The organism is Streptococcus sp. 27098_8_51, assembly GCF_041432205.1.
GTDB lineage: Bacteria > Bacillota > Bacilli > Lactobacillales > Streptococcaceae > Streptococcus.
Genome location: NZ_JAPVZE010000003.1, coordinates 79814 through 103162 on the forward strand (window position 1 = coordinate 79814; position 23349 = coordinate 103162).

Here is a 23349-nt window from a genome sequence, read left to right on the forward strand (position 1 = left end):
ACAAGGTAATGAATGAGAAATTTAATGAAAAATTATCAAGAATGGTATAGCAACCTTAGCTCCAAACTAACTAGCCATCCCACCCTTTTATTTCTATTGCTTAATTTCAATCGTTTGATGACAGTCGCCATGCCCTTGGTCTATCTGACTTTGCTAGTCATCACTTGCCTGCAACTAGGACTTGGTCAGCAGGTTGGGGTTTATGTGCTTATTCCTGCATCAGGCTTTGTGATCTTGTCCCTTTTTCGTAAGAAAATCAACCACCCGCGGCCTTATGAAACTTGGGATATCCGTCCCCTGCTTGAAAAAGATAGTTCGGGACAGTCGATGCCTAGTCGCCATGTCTTTTCGGCAACTATCATCTCCATGGCCTGTTTCCATGCTTGGACTTTGATCGGAACGATCTTGCTTATTTGCTCAGGAGTCTTAGCCTTGGTCCGAGTACTAGGTGGTGTTCATTATCCCAAGGATGTCTTGGTTGGCTATGCTTGTGGTCTGGTGTGGGGATTCCTTTTCTTCTTATTTTGACATGTAAGTTAAGCTAGTCCTACAACCACTTACTGCTTCAAATTGACCACTTGCTTTTTTGCCCTTGTATTCCTAACTTAGCTTTGATATAGTAGAGTCAGAAAGGAGATGTGATGAAGTTACGAATTGAGATTGATGGCAATTTAGAGGAGACTGAAATTGTCATCAAGACCCCTGCTTTGACAGATGAAATTGCAGATTTGCAACGGCTCTTGCAAGAGTCAAAGGCTCCGAGGTTGACTTTTTACAAGGGGACAGGTGAATATTACCTAGACCTTTCAGAAATTCTCTTCTTTGAAACAGAAGGGAGCAAGATCTACGCTCATAACCAGAAGGAAGCTTATGAGGTTCGCCTCAAGCTCTATGAGTTGGAGTCTATCTTGCCTCGCTATTTTAGCCGAGTATCCAAGTCGACTATCGCAAACATTCGTCAGATTTACTCAGTGGACAAGTCCTTTTCAGGAACGGGCACCATTTCCTTTTATCAGACGCACAAGGAGGTTCATGTCTCACGACATTACCAGTCCCTCCTAAAAGAAAATCTAAGAAACATGAGGTAAAAAACATGAAAAAGAAAGCATTTGGAATTGTATTGTTAGTATTGGCAGCCTGGATCTTGCTGCAAGGAAATTTTGGCATTCCTTCTTTGGATGGTAAAATATGGCCTTTGATTGGTATCGCCTTTTTTGCTTACCAATCAGTTGAAGCTTTGCTTCGTCGTCATCTAACATCAGCAGTTTTTACCGCTCTAGTAGCCTTAATGATTGCGAATCATTTTTATAACATTTTTCCTATTCCAAACCAGTCTTTGTTTTGGGCTAGTATCTTAGCAGTGCTAGGTGTTGGTTATCTGACGCATTCAAGTAAGTTCTGGAATGAAAAAAAATGGTGGTACGATGGGAAAAAAACAGTCGTCACGGATAAGGAAGTCGCTTTTGGTAGCGGGACCTTCTATAAGCAAGATCAAGATCTCGTAGATGACCAAGTGGAAGTCGCTTTTGGGGATGCTAAAATCTACTATGATAATGCAGAGATGCTAGGTGATTTTGCGACTTTAAATATTGAAGTGGCCTTCGGGAATGCAACCGTCTATGTTCCGCAACACTGGCGTGTCGATTTGAAAGTAGAAACCTCCTTTGGTGCAGCTAAGGCAGATGCTCCTGTAGCACCAACCAGCAAAACCTTGATTATCCGCGGGGAAGTCGCTTTTGGTAAACTTGGAGTTGTTTACGTTAAATAAAAAAAAGTCTCCGAATTTCCTTGCCAAAATAGAGAAAGTGTGATAACATAGTACGGTATGTGGTGCTAGCACATCCGCTATATTAGATCTAATAGGAGGAAAACACAATGGCTAAAGTATGTTACTTTACAGGTCGTAAGACTGTATCAGGAAACAACCGTTCACACGCGATGAACCAAACAAAACGTGCCGTAAAACCAAACCTTCAAAAAGTTACTGTTCTTATCGATGGTAAACCTAAAAAAGTTTGGGCTTCAGCTCGTGCTTTGAAATCAGGTAAAGTTGAACGCGTTTAATAAAAATGAAAAGACCTAACTGGTCTTTTTCTTTTGCTCTAAGGATAAAATCATTTGAAAAATAGAGTAAATATCCGCCGATACAGCATTCTGCTTTTACACTTGGGCTGAAATATGATAAAATAGAGTATCAACTAGTTGAGGTAAAAAAAATGACTGTAAAAATTAATACAAAAGATGGTCAAATCGAACTGACAGATGAAGTGATTGCAACCGTAGTAGGTGGTGCCGCAACTGAGATTTTTGGTGTGGTCGGTATGGCTAGTAAAAATGCCCTCAAAGACAATTTCCAAGCCCTTCTTGGTAAGGAAAATTATTCTAAGGGTGTTGTTATAAAAGCAGCCGAAGATGGTAGCATTGCAGTTGATGTTTATACCGTATTGAGCTACGGAGTAAAGATAAGCGAAGTGTCAAAAAACATTCAAGAGCGTGTTCGTTTTAGTTTAGAAAATCAACTAGGAATTACTGCTCAGACTGTGAATGTCTACATTCAAAATATCAAAGTTGTAGGAGAATAATCGTGTCAAAAATTACTACCAGTTTATTCCAAGAGATGGTGCAGGCTGCATCAACTCGTTTGAATAAGCAAGCAGAATATGTCAATTCATTAAACGTCTTTCCAGTTCCAGATGGAGATACTGGGACAAACATGGGAATGACCATTGAGAATGGTGCGAAAGAAGTAGCAGACAAGCCTGCTTCTACAGTTGGAGAAGTAGCGAGCATTCTTGCCAAAGGACTCTTGATGGGTGCGCGTGGGAACTCAGGGGTTATCACTTCTCAGCTCTTCCGTGGCTTCTCTCAGGCTATCAAGGAAAAAGATGAATTAACAGGTCAAGACTTGGCTCTTGCCTTCCAATCCGGTGTCGAAGTAGCTTATAAAGCGGTTATGAAACCAGTTGAAGGGACCATTTTGACTGTTTCTCGTGGAGCGGCTATTGGGGCTAAGAAAAAAGCCGAGGAGACAGATGATGCTGTTGAGGTCATGCGTGCAGCCTTGGAAGGTGCAAAAGCAGCTTTGGCTAAGACACCAGAAATGCTTCCAGTCCTTAAGGAAGTTGGTGTGGTAGACTCAGGTGGTCAAGGTTTGGTCTTCATCTACGAAGGATTCCTTTCAGCTCTTACTGGTGAATACAGTGCTTCTGAAGACTTTGTAGCGACTCCTGCCAACATGAGTGAAATGATTAATGCAGAGCACCATAAGTCTGTGGCTGGACATGTTGCAACTGAGGATATTACCTTTGGTTACTGTACAGAGATTATGGTAGCCCTCAAACAAGGTCCAACTTATTCTAAGGACTTTGACTATGATGAATTCCGTAACTACTTGAATGACTTAGGCGACTCTCTACTTGTTGTCAATGATGATGAAATCGTCAAAGTTCACGTCCATACAGAAGATCCAGGTCTTGTCATGCAAGAAGGTCTCAAATATGGTAGCTTGATTAAGGTAAAAGTGGACAACATGCGTAACCAACACGAGGCGCAAGTTGAAAAAGAAGCAACTCAAGGAAACAAGCCTGCTGAAACAAAAGAGTATGCCCTTATCGCAGTAGTAGCTGGTCAAGGTTTAGCAGATATCTTCCGTGCCCAAGGTGTGGATTATGTTATCGAAGGCGGGCAGACGATGAACCCTTCAACAGAAGACTTTATCAAGGCTGTTGAACAGGTCAATGCTCGCAATATCATCTTCTTGCCAAACAACAAAAATATCTTTATGGCAGCTCAGTCTGCGGCTGAAGTGCTTGAACAACCTGCTGTTGTGGTAGAAGCACGTACAATTCCTCAAGGATTGACCAGTCTTCTTGCCTTTGACCCAAGCAAATCAATCGAAGAAAACCAAGAACGCATGACTGCAGCCCTTGGTGATGTCGTAAGCGGTAGTGTAACAACTGCTGTTCGTGATACAACTATCGATGGATTAGCAATTCATGAAAATGACAATCTTGGTATGGTTGATGGAAAAATTCTCGTGTCAAACCCTGACATGCACCAAACCTTGACTGAAACTTTGAAGCATATGTTGGACGAAGATAGTGAAATCGTGACTTTCTATGTCGGTGAAGACGGAAGCGAAGAACTTGCCAATGAAATTGCCCAAGAAATCGCAGAAGAATTTGAAGATGTTGAAGTAGAGATTCACCAAGGTCAACAACCCGTATATCCATATCTTTTCAGTGTGGAATAATCGTGAAAATGGAGTAAAAACAACAGAAGGAAGCTGGTTTTACAGCTTCCTTTTTCTATGCAAATGGAGTTATAAAGAAATTTCTGTAGAAATGAACATTCTATTGGAAATTCTATGTATGATAAGTTATAATGATAAAGCTGTTATGTTAGATTAAGTATGAATATAAAGGAGAAATGATGAAGAAAAAATTTTTTAATCAATCTTTTTCCCGCTTTTCAATTAGAAAGTTAAGTGTTGGGACCTGTTCGGTATTGCTAGGAACCTTTATGGTGATGGCTACTTCTCCAGTGCAAGCGGATGAAGCTCAAGTCAACAATAAGGAACAACAAACGCAGGCGGAAATTCAACAGAAGGAAAAAAGTGCTGAGAATGGACAGGAAGTCATTTCTGATCCTCAAAAAGTGGTAACACAGAACGAAGCGGTTAAGGAGCTGGAGGATAAAGCTGAACCGTCCAAAACAGAAGTATCTGCACCAGTCGCTCAGAGCCAACCAGTTTCTCAAGTTGACAATACGAAGGAAGCGAGTCAGCCTTCTTTAGATGAGGGGAAAAAGCAATCTCTAGAATCAACTCAAACTGAGCAGAAAAGCAAGGAAGAAAGTGGCTCTAGCGGGAAAACTTCTTCTAGGCGCAAGAGATCGCTAGATGAAGTCAATGCAGAATTTAAAACTCATTCGCCAATCAAGGATATCCATGCGGTAGATAGTGTCCGTGAATCCTTGACCTTTAGTATTACTGGACACGAAGCAGACTATTCTGGTGGGTATATTAAAATTCATTTCCAAAATGGTAAGGCGATTAAATTAACTCCTTCTCCAGTTGGTGGTGTAAAGTTCAGCCAAGAAAAAACGAATGGGGACCTTGACTTAAAGATAGAACCTGCGAATCTGAGAGGTGGGGCAAACTATAACTTCGTCTATACTTTTCAGATAGATCCTTTGACTCAGAACTGGGGAGGCGCTGTCCAAGCCATTGGGCCAGATCACAAGGTGACCGCAACTGCTAAGCTCTATGACAAAAATGGCAATGTCCTCAAAGAACTTGGAAGCATTGAACACACGTGGAAAGTCTTAGAAAACGGTGTTGGGGGTCTGACACCAATGTCTAACAATCAGGTCATTGGCTTCGATCGAAATAATGATGGTATTGTTGATGAAGATTCGTCTCTTGTGTCCTTCTATCTATTTAATGGCGCGAAAGATCCTAAGAATAATACGGCAAGAAATGATTACTTCAACTATGGAAATGGTGTCTTTGATGGTCGTATGATCAATGGTATGGGTATTAGTGATGTCGGGGGAAATATCATTGATCCTGTCACATCTTATACCTATAATATAGAGTTAAAAGAAGGTTATGAGTTGACAGATGAAGCCAAAGCTTTGGGATGGACTGCCGATGCGACGGGTTACCATCTGACGATTAACAAGGCTAACAATCCACTTCAAGACATTAATAACAATAAAAATAAGCTCATTCCAATTTCTTTCAAGTTAAAGAATGCCAAAGTAGCAGATATCAATAGAAAAGCGCAAAACCTTACTGTGACGGGGATCTATACAAAAGCAGATGGGACTAGTTATCAAAATACGGCTGTTCTCCCCTATACTCTCTTTGTTCAAAAAACTGATCAGCCAGAGTCTTCTCTCTTTGAGTTTAGACACTATAATCAGTCTGACTCGGAGATGATTCGTTCTTATGGTGAAACAGAATACCGTTCTAATGTTCGACTTTCATCAGTCGCAGAGGTTGAAAAAGATTATCTTATCAATGACTATACTGTCACTCATAAAATACAGGATCCACGAGAGTCTTATCGAGAAGTCAATGCGATTGAGGAGCGTTATTGGAATGAATTTTTCTCTTCACCGGATGCATCCGTAGAAGTATACAATAAAGCTACAGGTGAGTTATTAGGGACTTTTAATAGTAACACCCGTAGTCTACGATTGACGGAAGAGCAAGATGTGAAGGAACTGGAGTACAAGTTTAAAAATATCAAGATGAGGAAGTCCTCAACTAATGATACTTCGGCATTTTTTTTCCAGACAAAAACACGTTTTAATAATTGGGAAAGTCTCTATAAAGATTCGACGATTAGTAAGTTGGATTCTAGAACGGATTTCACTTTTAAGAATACTGGAAACACTGTTTCCTTATCTCAAACGGCCTCAGCCGAATTAACACGCGTTAGCCAGCAAATTTCGATGATTGGGCGCCGTCGGACAGATGTCTTCAATCGACACACAGATGCTTCTGGTTTTAAAGAAGATTTTATCACAAGGACTGCGGGTAAAGACACCCCTACTCAGAACTTCGCAAACTTGACGGGAGTTTACTATCTGGCTTATTTGGCTGATCCACAATTAAACTTTAGTGGGAATCCTAATTTTAAGGTCTATTATAATTACAAAGATACTGGAAAAACTCTCTACTATGCCCAAGTAAAGGGGACTCCAGACTCCCCTATGCCTGCAACACTTTTGAAGTTAGAAAACAAGACGATTCCAAATGGGACCTACACCTATAAAGCGATTGCTTTTTGGGACGAGGAACTTCCTGACGTTCAAGCTCAGAATGGCTACGACTTAGGGGAGCTTGATGGCATTACAGTTACCTCGAAAAATTCAGTTTCTTATGACTTCGATGTGATCGTACAGGCTTCTGAAGCGAGTGGTGTCTACTCTGAAGTGAAGAGAGCTACAAACCAACACTTTGCCTACAATACCCAAGAGCACTATCCTGGCGATGAGATTGATTTCAGAGTGACCTATAAAAACGCAGCGAAACAGCCTGTTTCAGATGTCTATGTTTTGTCATCCCTGCCGATGAAAGGTGATAAACAGCTAGAATCCAGAAATCGTGGTTCTGGATTTACAGTGAGTTTGACAAAAGCTTTAACACCACCTTCAGGCTGGGAAGTTCAATATAGTCGTACTGCAGGCACTGCTGCAGAAATTAGTGCTTCACAATGGCTCACAGCAGATCAAGTGTCGGATTGGTCAGAGATTCGTGCAGTTCGTTGGCATTCGACTGCTCCGGTTGCTGCTGGAAGCAGGGTTCAGTTTAACATTGATGGAGCAGTTATCGGGCAAGATACTGCCCCAGGTGCTACGGCTTATCTTTCTTCGGCATTGGCAAATGGCAGTTCCAAGTACACTGAGTCCAATAATGTTTCAATCCAAATGTCTACCAAACTGTCATCTGCAAGTTTTACCTTTGTGGATGTAAATGATCCATCTAAGGAAGTACAACTAGGACAGGTAGACACAGTTGTAGGCAAACCTAATGGACCAATTTCTTATGATCCTGATCGTCGAATTAAGGAATTAGAAGATGCAGGATATGAACTGATTAGTAACGATTTTACAGATCATAACTTTGGTGACTTGGCTAGCCCAAGACAATTCAAGTTTCAGTTTAGACATAAGATTACAGAACTAACCGAAACTGTTCGTGGAACTCGTGAAATTAATTATGAGTATTACAGAAAAGCAAAAAATCCTGATTTATCGCTTCTTCCTCCCAGACATGTAGAATCCCATTCGTTTACTCGAACCAAGAGAATCGATCAGGTTTTGGCAAAAATGCATCCAAATGATGCGACAGCAGGTGTGACATACTCAGCCTGGTCTGCAGACCAAACTTGGTCTCAAGTGATTTCGCCTGAAATTCCTGGCTATTACCCAGGTGAAGATATTGACGCAAATACATTGTCGGGAGATGAGGCTCTTGATCAATATTGGATTAGTGCGATAAATCCGAGCGATGAAGAGTTGGAAAAAGAATTCTCTTGGGATAGGTTGGTGTATTATGTTCCGCTTCCAGTTGTACCTTCAGCAAGTGCAGCGAAATCTAAAGGCTTTCAAGGGCAGAAGCAGGCAGCGACGATTCAATTTGATGAGGATAGAGCAAGCGAGAGCGAGGTCCACTTTACAAAAGGGACAACAACCATTAATGGAGCAAAGAAATCCGTTGAACTAGTCCAAAGTAGTGTCTTTCTTTATGATGAGAATGGACAAAAGGTAACTTCGCTAACCATTGCCGACCAAGGGACGTACGATTTAGATCTTGTAAATAAAACAATTGTCTTTACTCCACTGAAAACCTTCTATGGTCCGGCAACTCCAGTTCGAGTTGGAGTGGTGGATAAAAATGGGGAGTCGGCTGTAACGACCTATACCCCAGTTGTTGAGAAAGTAACTCCGACTGGTTCAGGTGATAAGACAGAAGGACTTCAAGGTCAAGTCCAAGAAGGTAAAGTGACCTTCACGCCAGGTCATGACTCAGTTCCATTCCCAGCTGATTCAACTCCACTATTTGACAACGGTACAACTGTGAAGGAAGTGCCAAATGTTGGTAAGTTTGAAGTGGACGCAGAAGGCAAAGTGACCTTCACTCCGGACAAGCAGTTCAAGGGTGAAACACCAGAACTTGAATTGACTCGTGTTGATGCCAACGGAACTCCAGTTACTGTCAAGTACCAAGCGGTGGTGAAAGAAGTAACCCCAACCAGCACTAACGCAACCAGCACAGGTCCTCAGGGTGTTCCACAAACAGGCACTCCAAGCTTTCAAGGTGGTGACCCACTTGTTCCAATCGATGAAGCAGTTGAACCAACCTTCGCAGATGGAAGCAAGGAAAAAGTGATTTCAGATCAAGGAACCTACACGATTGCACCAGACGGAACTGTAACTTTCACTCCAGACAAACAGTTTGTTGGAAACCCAACTCCAGTCACAGTGAAACGGGTGGATAAGAACGGTACCCCGGTGACTGCGACCTACAGTCCAGAGTTTACGAAAGTAACGCCAACTGGTACAGGTGATAAGACAGAGGGGTTTCAAGGTCAGGCCCAAGAAGGTAAAGTGACCTTCACGCCAGGCCATGACTCTGTTCCATTCCCAGCTGATTCAATTCCACTATTTGACACTGGGACAGCTGTGAAAGAAGTACCAAATGTTGGTAAGTTTGAAGTGGACGCAGAAGGCAAGGTAACCTTCACCCCAGACAAACAGTTCAAGGGGGAAACACCAGAACTTGAATTGACTCGTGTGGATGCCAATGGAACTCCTGTTACTGTCAAGTACCAAGCAGTAGTGAAAGAAGTAGTTCCAACTTCAACGGATGCCACTTCAAATGGTATCCAAGGTCAACCGCAAAAAGGTACCCCAACCTTCACAGAAGGTAATCCAGCTGTTCCACTGGATGATACGAAACCAATGACTTTCGAAGATGGACAGTCAACGAAAACAGTTCCGGGTGTAGGTGAATACAGCATCAATCCAGATGGCTCTATTACCTTTACACCAGAAAAACAATATGTTGGTACTCCAGCTCCAGTAACGGTTAAACGAGTCGATAAGAATGGCACCCTAGTTACTGCGACATATACCCCAACAGTGACCAAGGTAACACCAACAGGAACCGGCGCAACCAGCACAGGCCCTCAAGGACTTCTGCAAACAGGAACTCCAACGTTTAAAGGTGGTGACCCATTAGTTCCAATCGATGAAACAGTAGAGCCAACCTTCGCAGATGGAAGCAAAGAGAAATCTATTCCAGGCCAAGGAACCTACACGATTGCACCAGACGGAACTGTAACCTTCACTCCAGACAAGCAGTTTGTTGGAAACCCAGATCCAGTTACAGTGAAACGTGTGGATAAGAATGGCACCCCAGTTACTGCGACATACAGCCCAGAGTTTACTAAGGTAACTCCAACTGGAACCGGTGCAACAAGTACAGGTCCTCAAGGACTTCCACAAACTGGTACTCCAATCTTCCAAGGTGGTGATCCACTGGTTCCAATTGATGAAACAGTCGAGCCAACCTTCGAAGATGGAAGCAAAGAGAAGACCATTCCAGGTCAAGGAACCTATACGATTGCTCCAGACGGAACAGTAACCTTCACTCCAGACAAGCAGTTTGTAGGCAAACCAGATCCAGTCACAGTCAAACGCGTAGATAAGAATGGTACCCCAGTTACTGCGACTTATAGTCCAGAGTTTACGAAAGTAACGCCAACTGGTTCAGGTGATAAGACAGAAGGTCTGCAAGGTCAGGTACAAGAAGGTAAAGTGACCTTCACTCCAGGCCATGATTCTGTTCCATTCCCAGCTGATTCAACTCCACTATTTGACAATGGTGCAACTGTGAAAGAAGTGCCAAATGTTGGTAAGTTCGAAGTGGACGCAGATGGTAAGGTGATCTTCACTCCTGATAAACAGTTCAAGGGTGAAACACCAGAACTTGAATTGACTCGTGTGGATGCCAACGGAACTCCTGTTACTGTCAAGTACCAAGCGGTGGTGAAAGAAGTAACCCCAACCAGCACTAACGCAACCAGCACAGGTCCTCAGGGTGTTCCACAAACAGGCACTCCAAGCTTCCAAGGTGGCGATCCACTGGTTCCAATCGATGAAACAGTTGAGCCAACCTTCGAAGATGGAAGCAAAGAGAAGACTATTCCAGGTGAAGGAACTTACACGATTGCACCAGACGGCACAGTGACCTTCACCCCAGACAAACAGTTTGTCGGAAACCCAACTCCAGTTACAGTCAAACGTGTGGATAAGAACGGCACCCCAGTTACTGCAACTTATAGTCCAGAGTTTACGAAAGTAACACCAACAGGAACTAGCGCAACTAGCACGGGTCCTCAGGGTGTTCCACAAACCGGTACCCCAAGCTTCCAAGGTGGCGACCCACTGCTTCCAATTGATGAAACAGTTGAGCCAACCTTCGAAGATGGAAGCAAAGAGAAATCTATTCCAGGTCAAGGAACCTACACGATTGCGCCAGATGGTACAGTGACCTTCACCCCAGACAAGCAGTTTGTTGGGAACCCAGATCCAGTTACAGTGAAACGTGTGGATAAGAATGGCACCCCAGTTACTGCGACTTACAGCCCAGAGTTTACTAAGGTGACTCCAACTGGTAAAGATACTTCTTCAGTTAACATTAAGGGTCTTGTTCAAACAGGTACGCCAACATTTGAAGGTGGTAATCCGCTTGTTCCAATCGATGAAACTGTGGCGGCGACATTTGAAGATGGAACAACTGAAAAAGTGATTCCAGGTGAAGGAACTTATGCAATCTCACTAGATGGCATCGTCACCTTCACTCCAGAAGCTAATTTTGTAGGAAAAGGAACAGGCGTAACGATTGTCCGTAAGGATAAGAACGGAACTCCAGTTACTGCAAGCTATCGTCCAACAGTTGTAGATCCATCTACTGGTCATGACACGACTTCTACAGGAGCAAAAGGGCAACCACAAGTGGCAACACCAGTGTTTGAAGGACATATCGATTCGACTGTACCACCAACCTTTGAGGATGGTAGCACGACTATGGTTGTTCCGGGTGAAGGAAGCTATACAATTGATAAAGATGGTAAGATTACCTTTACTCCAGAACCAGACTTTGTTGGTACAGCTAAAGGATTGGTTGTGAAACGTTTGGATGTGTATGGGAATGCAGTTACTGCTCGCTACACACCAACTGTCCTTGGACAAACACAAGTGAGTGATGCGACATCAGAAGGTCTTAAAGGTCAAACTCAGACTGGTAAACCAAACTTTACAGGTGATGTCGATCTGACAGTTCCGCCAACCTTTGAAGATGGAACAACTGAAAAAGTCGTTCCAGGTCAAGGAACTTATGTAATCTCACCAGATGGCACCGTCACCTTCACTCCAGAGGCAGACTTTGTAGGACAATCCAAAGGTGTGAAAGTGATCCGTAAAGACCGTAATGGAAATATCATTTCAGGATTCTATACTCCAACAGTAGTAGAACTTCCAGAGCAAGTGAAGCCGTCTGATAAAAAAGAACTTTCAGTACCTGATTCGAAACCAGATCAATTGACTCAAAACATCTCTGTAGAAAAAAATCAACTTCCAAATACAGGAAGTCAAGAAGATGGTTTGAAAAATCTAGGAATTCTAACAACCCTAGCAGGTGTCATGACACTTGGATTGCTAGGTAAAAAGAAACGAAACGATGAATCAGACTAATCATTTTTAAGAACCGAGAAATCGGTTCTTTTTTATGACATTTGTCATATTTCCTAGTGACAGAAGCATCTAGCTCCGCCAAATTCAAAAGACTATAATTGAAGTATGAAATGGAGGAAGAAGAAATGAAAAATAAAATGATTGTCGCAGTGAGTTTAGTAGCAGCAGGAGTTATGACCTATCTCATGTTTTCAGGATTGGACGAGGGTTTCTACCATTTTCCTTGGGAGCTCTTTGCTGGCTTTGGAATGATGTCTTGGCTTGTCAGAGAAGGTTTGAAATTGGTCAGAGATGTGAAAAAGGAGTTTGAGGAATGAAAAAAGCAATCATCTATTTCTTTATCAGCCTATCACTCTTGGTATGGTTAGTGGAAATGTTTACTGGTTGGTTTGACCAAACCGTGCTTCGCCAATTTATTCGTGGTGCTTGGGGTTTTGGGTTTATGATTTTCGTCGTTTTCCCTATGGGAATGAAGTGGTTGAAAGGAGAATCTCATGACTGTGATTAAAGTTGAGAAATTGAGTAAGAAAATAAAAGACAAGGAGATCTTGCGGAACATCTCCTTTGAAATCAACGATGGTGAATGTGTCGCCTTGATCGGACCTAACGGAGCAGGTAAGACGACCTTGATTGATTGCCTCTTGGGCGACAAGTTCGTGAGCTCAGGTCAGATAGCTATTCAAGGCTTTGCACCAACAGATCCTCGATTAAAGCAGCTTATTTCTATCTTACCTCAAGAAAATACGGTGGTTCAAGACTTGAAAGTGAAAGAACTCTTATCCTTCTTTCAATCAATCTATCCAAACAGTCTCTCCAATCAAGAAATTGATGATTTGCTGAGATTCTCGGACAAGCAGAAAAATCAGCTCGCGGGCAAGCTATCTGGTGGGCAAAAACGTTTGTTCTCTTTTGTGTTGGCACTAATAGGTCGTCCGAAAATTCTATTTTTAGACGAACCAACTGCTGCTATGGATACCTCGACACGTCAGCATTTTTGGGAAATTGTCAATCAGTTAAAGAAAAATGGTGTGACCATTGTTTATTCTTCTCACTATATCGAAGAGGTAGAACATACGGCTGACCGCATTTTGGTACTCCACAAGGGAGAATTGATTCGCGATACGACACCTTATGCCATGCGTGGTGAAGAACAAGAAAAACATTTTACGGTACCACTAACTTATCAGGAAGTTATCAGCACTTTGGACCAGATTCAAGAGCTTGAAATCAAGCAAAATGCTCTTTCCTTCACAACCAAAGAAGCCAGCCAGGTATGGAAAGTCTTGCAAGAACAGGGCTGCATGATCGAAGAAATTGAAGTTCGCAATCGAACTCTCTTAGACAGTATTTTTGAAACGACTCAAGATTAAAGGAGATTGACGATGAAAAATATGACAAGTCTCATGAAAGTGGAAATCATTCTGATGAAACGGCAAGCCGTCTACTACTTGCTATCCATCGGACTTCCAAGTGTATTTTACCTTATCTTTTCTGGTATGATGTCAGGATCAGACATTCCAGAAATCGCTCTTCAAGCCTATCTCTTTGCCATGACGCTCTTTAGTATCATGTCGAGCGCCTTTTTCAGTATCCCTAGCACACTCGAGTCTGATAAGACAAACAACTGGCAAAAATTGATTCAACATTCTCCTGTATCTATGGTAGAATATTATGTATCAAAACTGTTCAGTACCCTACTGACTTTCTTGTTATCAATTACAGTTGTCTTTTCAGTTGGTCATTTTGTCCGTGGAGTGACTCTGCCTTGGCTTGACTGGATGGTAATTGGTGCTATTTTGCTGATCGGAAGCGTGGTCTTTATCAGCATGGGGGTCTTGGTGAGCTTGCTACCCAGTGCTCAACTGATGACGGTTGTTGGAAATATTGCCTATATTGCTTTGGCTGTTCTAGGTGGACTGTGGTTCCCCTTGGATTCCTTCCCAGAATGGCTCCAATCTATTGGAAAGCTGACTCCAACCTATCAACTGATGCAGGTCGTCTCTACTTATTTGGAACACCATGAATTTAATATTCTTGCTGCCTTGGTTGTGCTAGGCTATACAGTTTTCTTTGGTGTACTGGTAATCCAGCTCAAAAAACGGATCGAGGTAAAATAAATCTATGTTGGAAAAATTAAAAAACACTCATTATATGTTTCATATTTCAATAGTGTTTATCATCTTTCCTATAGCGGGTGTCATCGTTGGAGAGTACCCGCTTTTAACCTTGTTATGGACCTTACTATTTGTTCTTGCCTTCTACTCGGTTTTAATCAGTCAGAATCGCACCGTGCAGTGGCTAGCTTGGTGGATCATGCTTGCCTACATTTTTTACAGTTCCATCTGGCTAAATGCGAGCTTCGCTTGGTTTATCTTTTATTTATCTAATCTCCTTATTTATGAGCTGGATGAGGTTTCTTTCCACTCTTGGCGTTTTGTCAGTTTTGTTGTCTTACAACCGATGATTTTAACTGGAATCTCTATGGTTGGTCAAGTTAGTCCCTGGCACCTCCTCTTTTTCTTGGTGACCTTTATCGTTTCTGATGCCTTGACCTTCGGTCTTTATCGGATTCAGGTATCTGAACAGATAAAAGAAGAAAAGATGAAACAAAATGCCAAGCTCAGTCTTTTCTTGGCTGAAAATGAACGCAGTCGTATTGGTCAGGATCTCCATGACAGTCTGGGGCATACCTTTGCTATGTTGAGTGTGAAGACGGACCTTGCCCTCCAGCTTCTTCAAATGCAGGCCTATCCTCAAGTGGAAAAAGAATTAAAAGAAATTCATCAGATCAGTAAAGAATCCATGAATGAAGTTCGTACAATTATCGAAAACCTTAAAACCAGAACCCTTGCTTCCGAATTTACGACTGTTAAAAAAATGCTGGAAATTGCAGGAATTGAAACAGAAATCGATCACCAACTAGATACAGCTAGCCTAACTCAGGAATTAGAGTCAACGGCTTCCATGATTTTGCTTGAGTTAGTGACCAATATCATCAAACACGCTAAAGCGTCTAAAGCTTTTTTAAAAGTAGAACGAACAGAGAAAGAACTCGTTTTAACAGTGAGAGATGATGGCTGTGGCTTTCCTTCTCTAAAGGGGGATGAACTCCATACAGTCCGAGATCGTGTCCTTCCATTTTCGGGAGAGGTAAAGGTGATCAGTCAGAATTCTCCAACAGAAGTGCACGTACGACTACCTTATAAGGAGAGAAACTAAGATGAAACTACTTGTTGCAGAAGATCAAAGTATGTTGCGAGATGCTATGTGCCAGTTGCTTACCTTTCAACCAGATGTGGAGTCTGTCCTACAAGCCAAGGATGGACAAGAAGCCATCCAACTCTTAGAAAAGGAGTCTGTAGATATCGCCATCCTTGACGTAGAAATGCCTGCTAAGACTGGCCTCGAAGTATTGGAATGGATTCGAGCAGAAAAGTTAGAAACAAGAGTAGTTGTGGTGACAACCTTCAAGCGCCCTGGCTATTTTGAACGCGCGATTAAGGCTGGAGTGGATGCTTATGTCTTGAAAGAAAGAAGCATTGCAGACCTCATGCAAACCTTGCACACTGTTCTTGAAGGACGTAAGGAATATTCACCTGAATTGATGGAAGTGGTGATGACGCACCCCAATCCGTTAACAGAGCAAGAAATCGCTGTTTTAAAAGGAATCGCTCAGGGCTTGTCTAATCAAGAAATCGCAGATCAGCTTTATCTATCAAATGGAACCGTCCGAAACTATGTCACCAATATTCTTTCCAAACTAGATGCTGGTAATCGAACAGAGGCAGCCAACATTGCAAAAGAATCTGGTTGGCTTTGATAAGAAAGATAAAAACATCTCAAACGAATGTTTAATAGAAGGAAATCCATACTTGAATGTAGGAGGCAAATTGCCTCCTTTTTTTGTTTAGAAAAGCAGTGAAAGCTAGTGTCAAAGAGTTAAAAGATCAGAATAAAAACGAAAAAAATATTGACAAGGAAAGAAAAAATGTGTTACAATAATAGACGGTACTTTTTACTTTTGGTCTCTCAAAAGTGTACAGGGACGTGCTGACAAATGTTGCAAAAGTACACACAGATGGTAGCTGTCACCAAGTGTATCATCACCAAAAATAAAAAAACACAGGAGAATGTAGATGCCTACAATTAACCAATTGGTTCGCAAACCGCGTAAATCAAAAGTAGAAAAATCTAAATCACCAGCTTTGAACGTTGGTTACAACAGTCATAAAAAAGTTCAAACAAACGTTTCTTCACCACAAAAACGTGGTGTTGCAACTCGTGTGGGAACAATGACACCTAAAAAACCTAACTCTGCCCTTCGTAAATTCGCTCGTGTACGTTTGAGCAACCTTATCGAAGTTACTGCCTACATCCCAGGTATCGGACACAACTTGCAAGAGCACAGCGTGGTGCTTCTTCGTGGTGGACGTGTAAAAGACCTTCCAGGGGTACGTTACCATATCGTCCGTGGTGCACTTGATACTGCAGGTGTTAACGATCGTAAACAAGGCCGTTCTAAATACGGTACTAAACGTCCAAAAGCATAAGGAAAGGGGATAAAGAGAAATGAGTCGTAAAAATAGAGCTCCAAAACGTGATGTATTGCCAGATCCGCTTTACAATTCACAACTAGTTACTCGTCTTATCAACCGCGTTATGCTTGATGGTAAACGTGGTACAGCTGCTTCAATCGTTTACGGTGCTTTTGAGCAAATCAAAGAAGCTACTGGAAACGATGCACTTGAAGTATTTGAAACAGCTATGGAAAACATCATGCCTGTACTTGAAGTACGTGCACGTCGTGTTGGTGGATCTAACTACCAAGTCCCAGTTGAAGTTCGTCCAGAACGTCGTACAACACTTGGACTTCGTTGGTTGGTAACCATCGCTCGCCTTCGTGGTGAACATACAATGCAAGACCGTCTTGCAAAAGAAATCTTGGATGCTGCGAACAACACTGGTGCAGCAGTTAAGAAACGTGAAGACACTCACCGTATGGCTGAAGCTAACCGTGCCTTCGCACACTTCCGTTGGTAAAATCATGATGCTAGGAACGGTAAGGATGCAAGGTGAAAATAGGAAACTGACACAGTATTCGACGAATACAAGGAAGTTTATCTTTTTCACACAGCATCCCGTTCCGGCTCAAATAGGCTAATTAACTTTAGCCCGAGTTCAATTCAACTTGTCTACAAGTTGAAACCAACAAAAACAAGATAAACATTGAGAACGGGTAGGTCCTGCCTATCCGTTTTTATTAAAATCGTGTTATAATAGAATAGAAATTAAAATAAATAGGAGAAACAAACCTCATGGCACGCGAATTTTCACTTGAAAAAACTCGTAATATCGGTATCATGGCTCACGTCGATGCCGGTAAAACAACAACTACTGAGCGTATTCTTTACTACACTGGTAAAATCCACAAAATCGGTGAAACTCACGAAGGTGCGTCACAAATGGACTGGATGGAGCAAGAGCAAGAACGTGGTATCACTATCACATCTGCTGCGACAACAGCTCAATGGAACAACCACCGCGTAAACATCATCGACACACCAGGACACGTGGACTTCACAATCGAAGTACAACGTTCTCTTCGTGTATTGGATGGTGCGGTTACTGTTCTTGACTCACAATCAGGTGTTGAGCCTCAAACTGAAACAGTTTGGCGTCAAGCAACTGAATACGGAGTTCCACGTATCGTATTTGCCAACAAAATGGACAAAATCGGTGCTGACTTCCTTTACTCTGTAAGCACACTTCACGACCGTCTTCAAGCAAACGCACACCCAATCCAATTGCCAATCGGTGCTGAAGATGACTTCCGCGGTATCATCGACTTGATCAAGATGAAAGCTGAAATCTATACTAACGACCTTGGTACAGATATCCTTGAAGAAGATATTCCAGCGGAATACCTTGACCAAGCTCAAGAATACCGTGAAAAATTGGTTGAAGCAGTCGCTGAAACTGATGAAGACTTGATGATGAAATATCTTGAAGGTGAAGAAATCACTAACGAAGAATTGAAAGCTGCTATCCGTAAAGCAACTATCAACGTTGAATTCTTCCCAGTATTGTGTGGTTCTGCCTTCAAGAACAAGGGTGTTCAATTGATGCTTGATGCGGTTATCGACTACCTTCCAAGCCCACTTGACATCCCAGCGATCAAAGGTATCAACCCAGATACAGACGAAGAAGAAACTCGTCCAGCATCTGACGAAGAGCCATTCGCAGCTCTTGCCTTCAAGATTGCAACAGACCCATTTGTAGGTCGTTTGACATTCTTCCGTGTATACTCAGGTGTTCTTCAATCAGGTTCTTACGTAATGAACACTTCTAAAGGTAAACGTGAACGTATCGGACGTCTTGTGCAATTGCATGCCAATAGTCGTCAAGAAATCGAAACCGTTTATGCTGGTGATATTGCAGCTGCTATTGGTTTGAAAGATACTACAACTGGTGATTCATTGACAGATGAAAAAGCTAAAATCATCCTTGAGTCAATCCACGTTCCAGAACCAGTTATCCAATTGATGGTTGAGCCAAAATCTAAAGCTGACCAAGATAAGATGGGTATTGCCCTTCAAAAATTGGCTGAAGAAGATCCAACATTCCGCGTTGAAACAAACGTTGAAACTGGTGAAACAGTTATCTCTGGTATGGGTGAACTTCACCTTGACGTCCTTGTTGACCGTATGCGTCGTGAGTTCAAAGTTGAAGCGAACGTAGGTGCTCCTCAAGTATCTTACCGTGAAACATTCCGCGCTTCTACTCAAGCACGTGGATTCTTCAAACGTCAGTCTGGTGGTAAAGGTCAATTCGGTGATGTATGGATTGAGTTTAGTCCAAACGAAGAAGGTAAAGGATTCGAATTCGAAAACGCAATCGTCGGTGGTGTGGTTCCTCGTGAATTTATCCCAGCGGTTGAAAAAGGTTTGGTAGAATCTATGGCTAACGGTGTTCTTGCAGGTTACCCAATGGTTGACGTGAAAGCTAAGCTTTACGATGGTTCATACCACGATGTCGACTCATCTGAAACTGCCTTCAAGATCGCGGCTTCACTTGCTCTTAAAGAAGCTGCTAAGTCAGCACAACCAGCTATCCTTGAGCCAATGATGCTTGTAACCATCACTGTTCCTGAAGAAAACCTTGGTGATGTTATGGGTCACGTAACTGCTCGTCGTGGACGTGTAGATGGTATGGAAGCTCACGGTAACAGCCAAATCGTTCGTGCTTACGTTCCACTTGCTGAAATGTTCGGTTACGCAACAGTTCTTCGTTCAGCATCTCAAGGACGTGGTACCTTCATGATGGTATTTGACCACTACGAAGATGTACCTAAGTCAGTACAAGAAGAAATCATTAAGAAAAACAAAGGTGAAGACTAATCAGTCCTCACTCTAGAAGGAAGCCACTTAGTGACTTCCTTTTTTGTCTTTAACTATTCATTTTTGCTGAATATAGTATACGAATTTGATCGCTAAGTGAGAAAAATACTAATTCTACCAAGAAAGAAAATATTCTAATTTGATAAATTAAAATAAATAAAGGTTCCTAATTCCGTAGATAACTTAATAAAAATAAGGAAAAGATTCATAAATACACTTTTAGATAGAAAATTCAGAAAATTGACTCTTTTGCCTTGAAAATTTTTGAAAAAATGGTATGATAGTAACAAGCTATTTTTTTAAGAGAAGAGAAAGGGGAACAATGGAGAAAATCAGTTTAGAATCTCCTAAGACGGGGTCGGACCTAGTTTTGGAAACACTTCGGGACTTAGGGATTGATACCATTTTTGGTTATCCTGGTGGTGCGGTCTTACCTTTGTATGATGCGATATACAATTTTAAAGGCATTCGCCACATCTTGGGACGCCATGAACAAGGTTGTTTGCACGAAGCTGAAGGATATGCCAAATCAACTGGAAAGTTGGGCGTTGCCGTCGTCACGAGTGGGCCGGGAGCAACAAATGCCATTACAGGGATTGCAGATGCCATGAGCGATAGCGTTCCCCTTTTGGTCTTTACAGGTCAGGTTGCGCGAGCTGGAATTGGGAAAGATGCTTTTCAGGAGGCGGACATCGTGGGTATTACCATGCCCATTACCAAGTACAATTACCAAGTTCGTGAGACAGCAGATATTCCTCGTATTATTACGGAAGCTGTCCATATCGCAACGACAGGTCGACCAGGTCCAGTTGTGATTGACTTGCCAAAGGATGTATCAGCTCTAGAGACAGATTTCATCTATTCACCAGAAGTTAATTTACCAAGTTACCAACCGACGCTTGATCCGAATGACATGCAAATCAAGAAAATCTTGAAGCAATTGTCAAAAGCCAAGAAACCTGTTTTGTTAGCAGGCGGTGGTATCAGCTATGCAGAAGCTTCTAAAGAACTGAATGAATTTGCTGAACGCTATCAAATTCCAGTCGTTACCAGTCTTTTGGGACAAGGTACAATTGCAACAAGCCATCCACTCTTCCTAGGGATGGGAGGCATGCACGGTTCTTTCGCAGCCAACATTGCAATGACGGAAGCGGACTTTATGATTAGTATTGGTTGCCGTTTCGATGACCGCTTGACTGGGAACCCTAAGACCTTCGCGAAGAATGCTAAGGTTGCCCATATCGATGTTGACCCAGCTGAGATTGGTAAGATTATCAGTGCAGATATTCCTGTAGTGGGAGATGCTAAGAAAGCCTTGCAGATGCTACTGGCAGAACCAACTGTTCATAACAATACTGAAAAGTGGATTGAAAAAGTCACCAAGGACAAGAATCGAGTTCGTTCTTATGATAAGAAAGAACGTGTGGTTCAACCTCAGGCCGTTATTGAACGCATCGGTGAGTTGACGCATGGGGATGCCATTGTCGTAACTGACGTAGGGCAGCACCAAATGTGGACAGCTCAGTATTATCCTTACCAAAATGAGCGTCAGTTAGTCACTTCAGGTGGTTTGGGTACCATGGGATTCGGAGTTCCTGCAGCTATCGGAGCTAAGATTGCCAATCCAGAAAAAGAGGTCATCCTTTTTGTCGGTGATGGTGGTTTCCAAATGACCAACCAAGAGCTAGCGATCCTAAACATCTACAAGGTGCCGATTAAGGTTGTCATGTTGAATAACCACTCACTAGGAATGGTTCGTCAGTGGCAGGAATCCTTCTATGAGGGTAGAACTTCCGAGTCAGTCTTTGATACCCTTCCTGACTTCCAGCTGATGGCACAGGCTTATGGCATCAAAAACTATAAATTTGATAATCCAGAGACGATAGAGAAGGATCTAGAAGTCATTCTGGAGGATGTGCCCATGTTTATCGAGGTGGATATTTCTCGTAAGGAACAGGTTTTACCGATGGTACCAGCTGGTAAGAGCAATCATGAGATGTTGGGGGTGAAGTTCCATGCGTAGAATGTTAACGGCTAGATTGCAAAACCGTTCAGGAGTTTTGAATCGTTTTACAGGTGTCCTTTCTCGTCGTCAAGTCAATATTGAGAGTATCTCAGTTGGTGCGACAGAGAACCCCAATGTATCTCGCATCACCATCATTATTGATGTAGCATCTCATGATGAAGTAGAGCAAATCATTAAACAGCTCAATCGTCAGATTGATGTGATTCGCATTCGAGATATCACAGATAAACCACACTTGGAAAGAGAAGTGATCTTGGTAAAAGTATCTGCTCCTGCTGAAAAGCGTGCAGAAATCTTGGCCATTATCCAACCTTTCCGTGCAACGGTAGTAGATGTGGCTCCAAGCTCAATCACCATCCAGATGACGGGAAATGCTGAAAAGAGTGAAGCTTTATTGCGAGTGATTCGACCATACGGCATTAAAAATATCGCTCGTACGGGTGCAACTGGATTTACCCGCGACTAATACTCTTAGATTTTCAATGAGTATAAAATCCAGCATAAATTTGTTAAACCAGCCTATAAGGCAATAAAAATAGAAAAGAGAGAAAAACTATGGCAGTTCAAATGGAATACGAAAAAGATGTTAAAGTAGCAGCGCTTGACGGTAAAAAAATCGCCGTAATCGGTTATGGTTCACAAGGACATGCGCATGCGCAAAACTTGCGTGACTCAGGTCGTGATGTCATCATCGGTGTGCGTCCAGGTAAATCTTTTGACAAAGCAAAAGAAGACGGTTTTGACACTTACACAGTAGCAGAAGCAACTAAATTGGCTGACGTTATCATGATCTTGGCACCAGACGAAATCCAACAAGAATTGTACGAAGCAGAAATCGCTCCAAACTTGGAAGCTGGAAATGCTGTTGGATTTGCTCATGGTTTCAATATCCACTTTGAATTTATCAAAGTTCCTGCAGATGTAGATGTCTTCATGTGTGCTCCTAAAGGACCAGGACACTTGGTACGTCGTACTTACGAAGAAGGATTTGGTGTGCCAGCTCTTTACGCAGTTTACCAAGATGCTACAGGAAATGCTAAAAACATTGCTATGGACTGGTGTAAAGGTGTTGGGGCAGCTCGTGTTGGTTTGCTTGAAACAACTTACAAAGAAGAAACTGAAGAAGATTTGTTTGGTGAACAAGCCGTACTTTGTGGTGGTTTGACTGCCCTTATCGAAGCAGGTTTTGAAGTCTTGACAGAAGCAGGCTATGCCCCAGAATTGGCTTACTTTGAAGTTCTTCATGAAATGAAATTGATCGTTGACTTGATCTATGAAGGTGGATTCAAGAAAATGCGTCAATCTATCTCAAACACTGCTGAATACGGTGACTATGTATCAGGTCCACGTGTGATTACTGAGCAAGTTAAAGAAAACATGAAAGCTGTTTTGGCAGATATCCAAAATGGAAAATTTGCAAATGACTTTGTAAATGACTACAAGGCTGGTCGTCCAAAATTAACTGCTTACCGTGAACAAGCAGCTAACCTTGAAATTGAAAAAGTTGGTGCAGAATTGCGTAAAGCAATGCCTTTCGTTGGTAAAAACGACGACGACGCATTCAAAATCTACAATTAATTCTTGTAAAGAGAGACAGAAGGCGAGTTGGGGGTACCTAACTCGTTTTTTATCTTGAAAAGTACTTGAGGAGGA

19 protein-coding genes are annotated in these 23349 nt (G+C 42.3%); all 19 read left to right on the forward strand.

Annotation, left to right across the window (positions count from 1 at the left end; all coding sequences use genetic code 11):
* Window positions 1–24: 24 nt before the first annotated feature.
* Window positions 25–528, forward strand: a complete 504-nt coding sequence (locus tag O3622_RS03680) for a phosphatase PAP2 family protein (protein WP_371607036.1) — start codon at window positions 25–27, stop codon at window positions 526–528.
* A 113-nt stretch (window positions 529–641) separates the two neighbouring features.
* Window positions 642–1088 (forward strand): LytTR family DNA-binding domain-containing protein, encoded by a 447-nt coding sequence (locus O3622_RS03685; protein ID WP_000776582.1) that lies wholly within the window; start codon window positions 642–644, stop codon window positions 1086–1088.
* Window positions 1089–1093: 5 nt separating this feature from the next.
* On the forward strand, window positions 1094–1768 hold the full coding sequence (locus O3622_RS03690) for a hypothetical protein (RefSeq protein WP_371607037.1): 675 nt from the start codon (window positions 1094–1096) through the stop codon (window positions 1766–1768).
* A gap of 107 nt (window positions 1769–1875) precedes the next feature.
* Window positions 1876–2064: a 50S ribosomal protein L28 gene (gene rpmB, locus O3622_RS03695; RefSeq protein WP_001140948.1), complete on the forward strand. Its 189-nt coding sequence runs from the start codon at window positions 1876–1878 to the stop codon at window positions 2062–2064.
* A 152-nt stretch (window positions 2065–2216) separates the two neighbouring features.
* Window positions 2217–2582 (forward strand): Asp23/Gls24 family envelope stress response protein, encoded by a 366-nt coding sequence (locus O3622_RS03700; protein ID WP_000216434.1) that lies wholly within the window; start codon window positions 2217–2219, stop codon window positions 2580–2582.
* A 2-nt stretch (window positions 2583–2584) separates the two neighbouring features.
* The gene (locus O3622_RS03705; RefSeq protein ID WP_070569243.1) at window positions 2585–4252 is read left to right on the forward strand and encodes a DAK2 domain-containing protein; all 1668 of its coding nucleotides are present in this window, start codon (window positions 2585–2587) and stop codon (window positions 4250–4252) included.
* Window positions 4253–4428: 176 nt separating this feature from the next.
* Entirely contained in the window at window positions 4429–12273 is a 7845-nt protein-coding gene (locus O3622_RS03710) for a YSIRK-type signal peptide-containing protein (RefSeq protein WP_371607039.1), read from the forward strand.
* Window positions 12274–12383: 110 nt separating this feature from the next.
* Window positions 12384–12590 carry a hypothetical protein gene (locus O3622_RS03715; RefSeq protein WP_000390701.1) on the forward strand — a complete coding sequence of 69 codons (207 nt, stop codon included), beginning with the start codon at window positions 12384–12386 and terminating at the stop codon, window positions 12588–12590.
* Entirely contained in the window at window positions 12587–12781 is a 195-nt protein-coding gene (locus tag O3622_RS03720; RefSeq protein ID WP_000709170.1) for a hypothetical protein, read from the forward strand. Before O3622_RS03715 ends, O3622_RS03720 begins: the two co-directional genes overlap by 4 nt.
* Window positions 12768–13643 carry an ABC transporter ATP-binding protein gene (locus O3622_RS03725; RefSeq protein ID WP_084945612.1) on the forward strand — a complete coding sequence of 292 codons (876 nt, stop codon included), beginning with the start codon at window positions 12768–12770 and terminating at the stop codon, window positions 13641–13643. The genes O3622_RS03720 and O3622_RS03725 overlap by 14 nt, the downstream gene beginning before the upstream one ends.
* 12 nt (window positions 13644–13655) lie before the next feature.
* Window positions 13656–14390: an ABC transporter permease gene (locus tag O3622_RS03730; RefSeq protein WP_000794226.1), complete on the forward strand. Its 735-nt coding sequence runs from the start codon at window positions 13656–13658 to the stop codon at window positions 14388–14390.
* A gap of 4 nt (window positions 14391–14394) precedes the next feature.
* Window positions 14395–15492, forward strand: a complete 1098-nt coding sequence (locus O3622_RS03735) for a sensor histidine kinase (RefSeq protein ID WP_371607040.1) — start codon at window positions 14395–14397, stop codon at window positions 15490–15492.
* 1 nt (window position 15493) lies between these two features.
* Window positions 15494–16093: a response regulator transcription factor gene (locus O3622_RS03740; protein ID WP_042769084.1), complete on the forward strand. Its 600-nt coding sequence runs from the start codon at window positions 15494–15496 to the stop codon at window positions 16091–16093.
* 316 nt (window positions 16094–16409) lie between these two features.
* Entirely contained in the window at window positions 16410–16823 is a 414-nt protein-coding gene (gene rpsL / locus O3622_RS03745) for a 30S ribosomal protein S12 (protein ID WP_001142332.1), read from the forward strand.
* 19 nt (window positions 16824–16842) lie between these two features.
* A complete protein-coding gene (gene rpsG, locus O3622_RS03750; protein ID WP_000087873.1) occupies window positions 16843–17313 on the forward strand; it encodes a 30S ribosomal protein S7 in 471 nt (156 codons plus the stop codon).
* A 275-nt stretch (window positions 17314–17588) separates the two neighbouring features.
* Window positions 17589–19670 carry an elongation factor G gene (gene fusA, locus O3622_RS03755; protein ID WP_000090336.1) on the forward strand — a complete coding sequence of 694 codons (2082 nt, stop codon included), beginning with the start codon at window positions 17589–17591 and terminating at the stop codon, window positions 19668–19670.
* Window positions 19671–19992: 322 nt separating this feature from the next.
* Window positions 19993–21693 carry an acetolactate synthase large subunit gene (locus O3622_RS03760; RefSeq protein WP_000411744.1) on the forward strand — a complete coding sequence of 567 codons (1701 nt, stop codon included), beginning with the start codon at window positions 19993–19995 and terminating at the stop codon, window positions 21691–21693.
* Window positions 21686–22162, forward strand: a complete 477-nt coding sequence (gene ilvN / locus O3622_RS03765) for an acetolactate synthase small subunit (protein WP_001253813.1) — start codon at window positions 21686–21688, stop codon at window positions 22160–22162. Before O3622_RS03760 ends, ilvN begins: the two co-directional genes overlap by 8 nt.
* An 89-nt stretch (window positions 22163–22251) precedes the next feature.
* Window positions 22252–23274, forward strand: coding sequence for a ketol-acid reductoisomerase (gene ilvC, locus O3622_RS03770; RefSeq protein ID WP_000290683.1), 1023 nt, complete (start codon window positions 22252–22254; stop codon window positions 23272–23274).
* The last annotated feature ends 75 nt before the right edge of the window (window positions 23275–23349 follow it).

Coding starts and splice junctions, on each gene's coding strand:
- O3622_RS03680 (WP_371607036.1), top strand. CDS start 25: ATGAAAAATTATCAAGAATGGTATAGCAACCTTAGCTCCAAACTAACT.
- O3622_RS03685 (WP_000776582.1), top strand. CDS start 642: ATGAAGTTACGAATTGAGATTGATGGCAATTTAGAGGAGACTGAAATT.
- O3622_RS03690 (WP_371607037.1), top strand. CDS start 1,094: ATGAAAAAGAAAGCATTTGGAATTGTATTGTTAGTATTGGCAGCCTGG.
- rpmB (WP_001140948.1), top strand. CDS start 1,876: ATGGCTAAAGTATGTTACTTTACAGGTCGTAAGACTGTATCAGGAAAC.
- O3622_RS03700 (WP_000216434.1), top strand. CDS start 2,217: ATGACTGTAAAAATTAATACAAAAGATGGTCAAATCGAACTGACAGAT.
- O3622_RS03710 (WP_371607039.1), top strand. CDS start 4,429: ATGATGAAGAAAAAATTTTTTAATCAATCTTTTTCCCGCTTTTCAATT.
- O3622_RS03715 (WP_000390701.1), top strand. CDS start 12,384: ATGGAGGAAGAAGAAATGAAAAATAAAATGATTGTCGCAGTGAGTTTA.
- O3622_RS03720 (WP_000709170.1), top strand. CDS start 12,587: ATGAAAAAAGCAATCATCTATTTCTTTATCAGCCTATCACTCTTGGTA.
- O3622_RS03725 (WP_084945612.1), top strand. CDS start 12,768: ATGACTGTGATTAAAGTTGAGAAATTGAGTAAGAAAATAAAAGACAAG.
- O3622_RS03730 (WP_000794226.1), top strand. CDS start 13,656: ATGAAAAATATGACAAGTCTCATGAAAGTGGAAATCATTCTGATGAAA.
- O3622_RS03735 (WP_371607040.1), top strand. CDS start 14,395: ATGTTGGAAAAATTAAAAAACACTCATTATATGTTTCATATTTCAATA.
- O3622_RS03740 (WP_042769084.1), top strand. CDS start 15,494: ATGAAACTACTTGTTGCAGAAGATCAAAGTATGTTGCGAGATGCTATG.
- rpsL (WP_001142332.1), top strand. CDS start 16,410: ATGCCTACAATTAACCAATTGGTTCGCAAACCGCGTAAATCAAAAGTA.
- rpsG (WP_000087873.1), top strand. CDS start 16,843: ATGAGTCGTAAAAATAGAGCTCCAAAACGTGATGTATTGCCAGATCCG.
- fusA (WP_000090336.1), top strand. CDS start 17,589: ATGGCACGCGAATTTTCACTTGAAAAAACTCGTAATATCGGTATCATG.
- O3622_RS03760 (WP_000411744.1), top strand. CDS start 19,993: ATGGAGAAAATCAGTTTAGAATCTCCTAAGACGGGGTCGGACCTAGTT.
- ilvN (WP_001253813.1), top strand. CDS start 21,686: ATGCGTAGAATGTTAACGGCTAGATTGCAAAACCGTTCAGGAGTTTTG.
- ilvC (WP_000290683.1), top strand. CDS start 22,252: ATGGCAGTTCAAATGGAATACGAAAAAGATGTTAAAGTAGCAGCGCTT.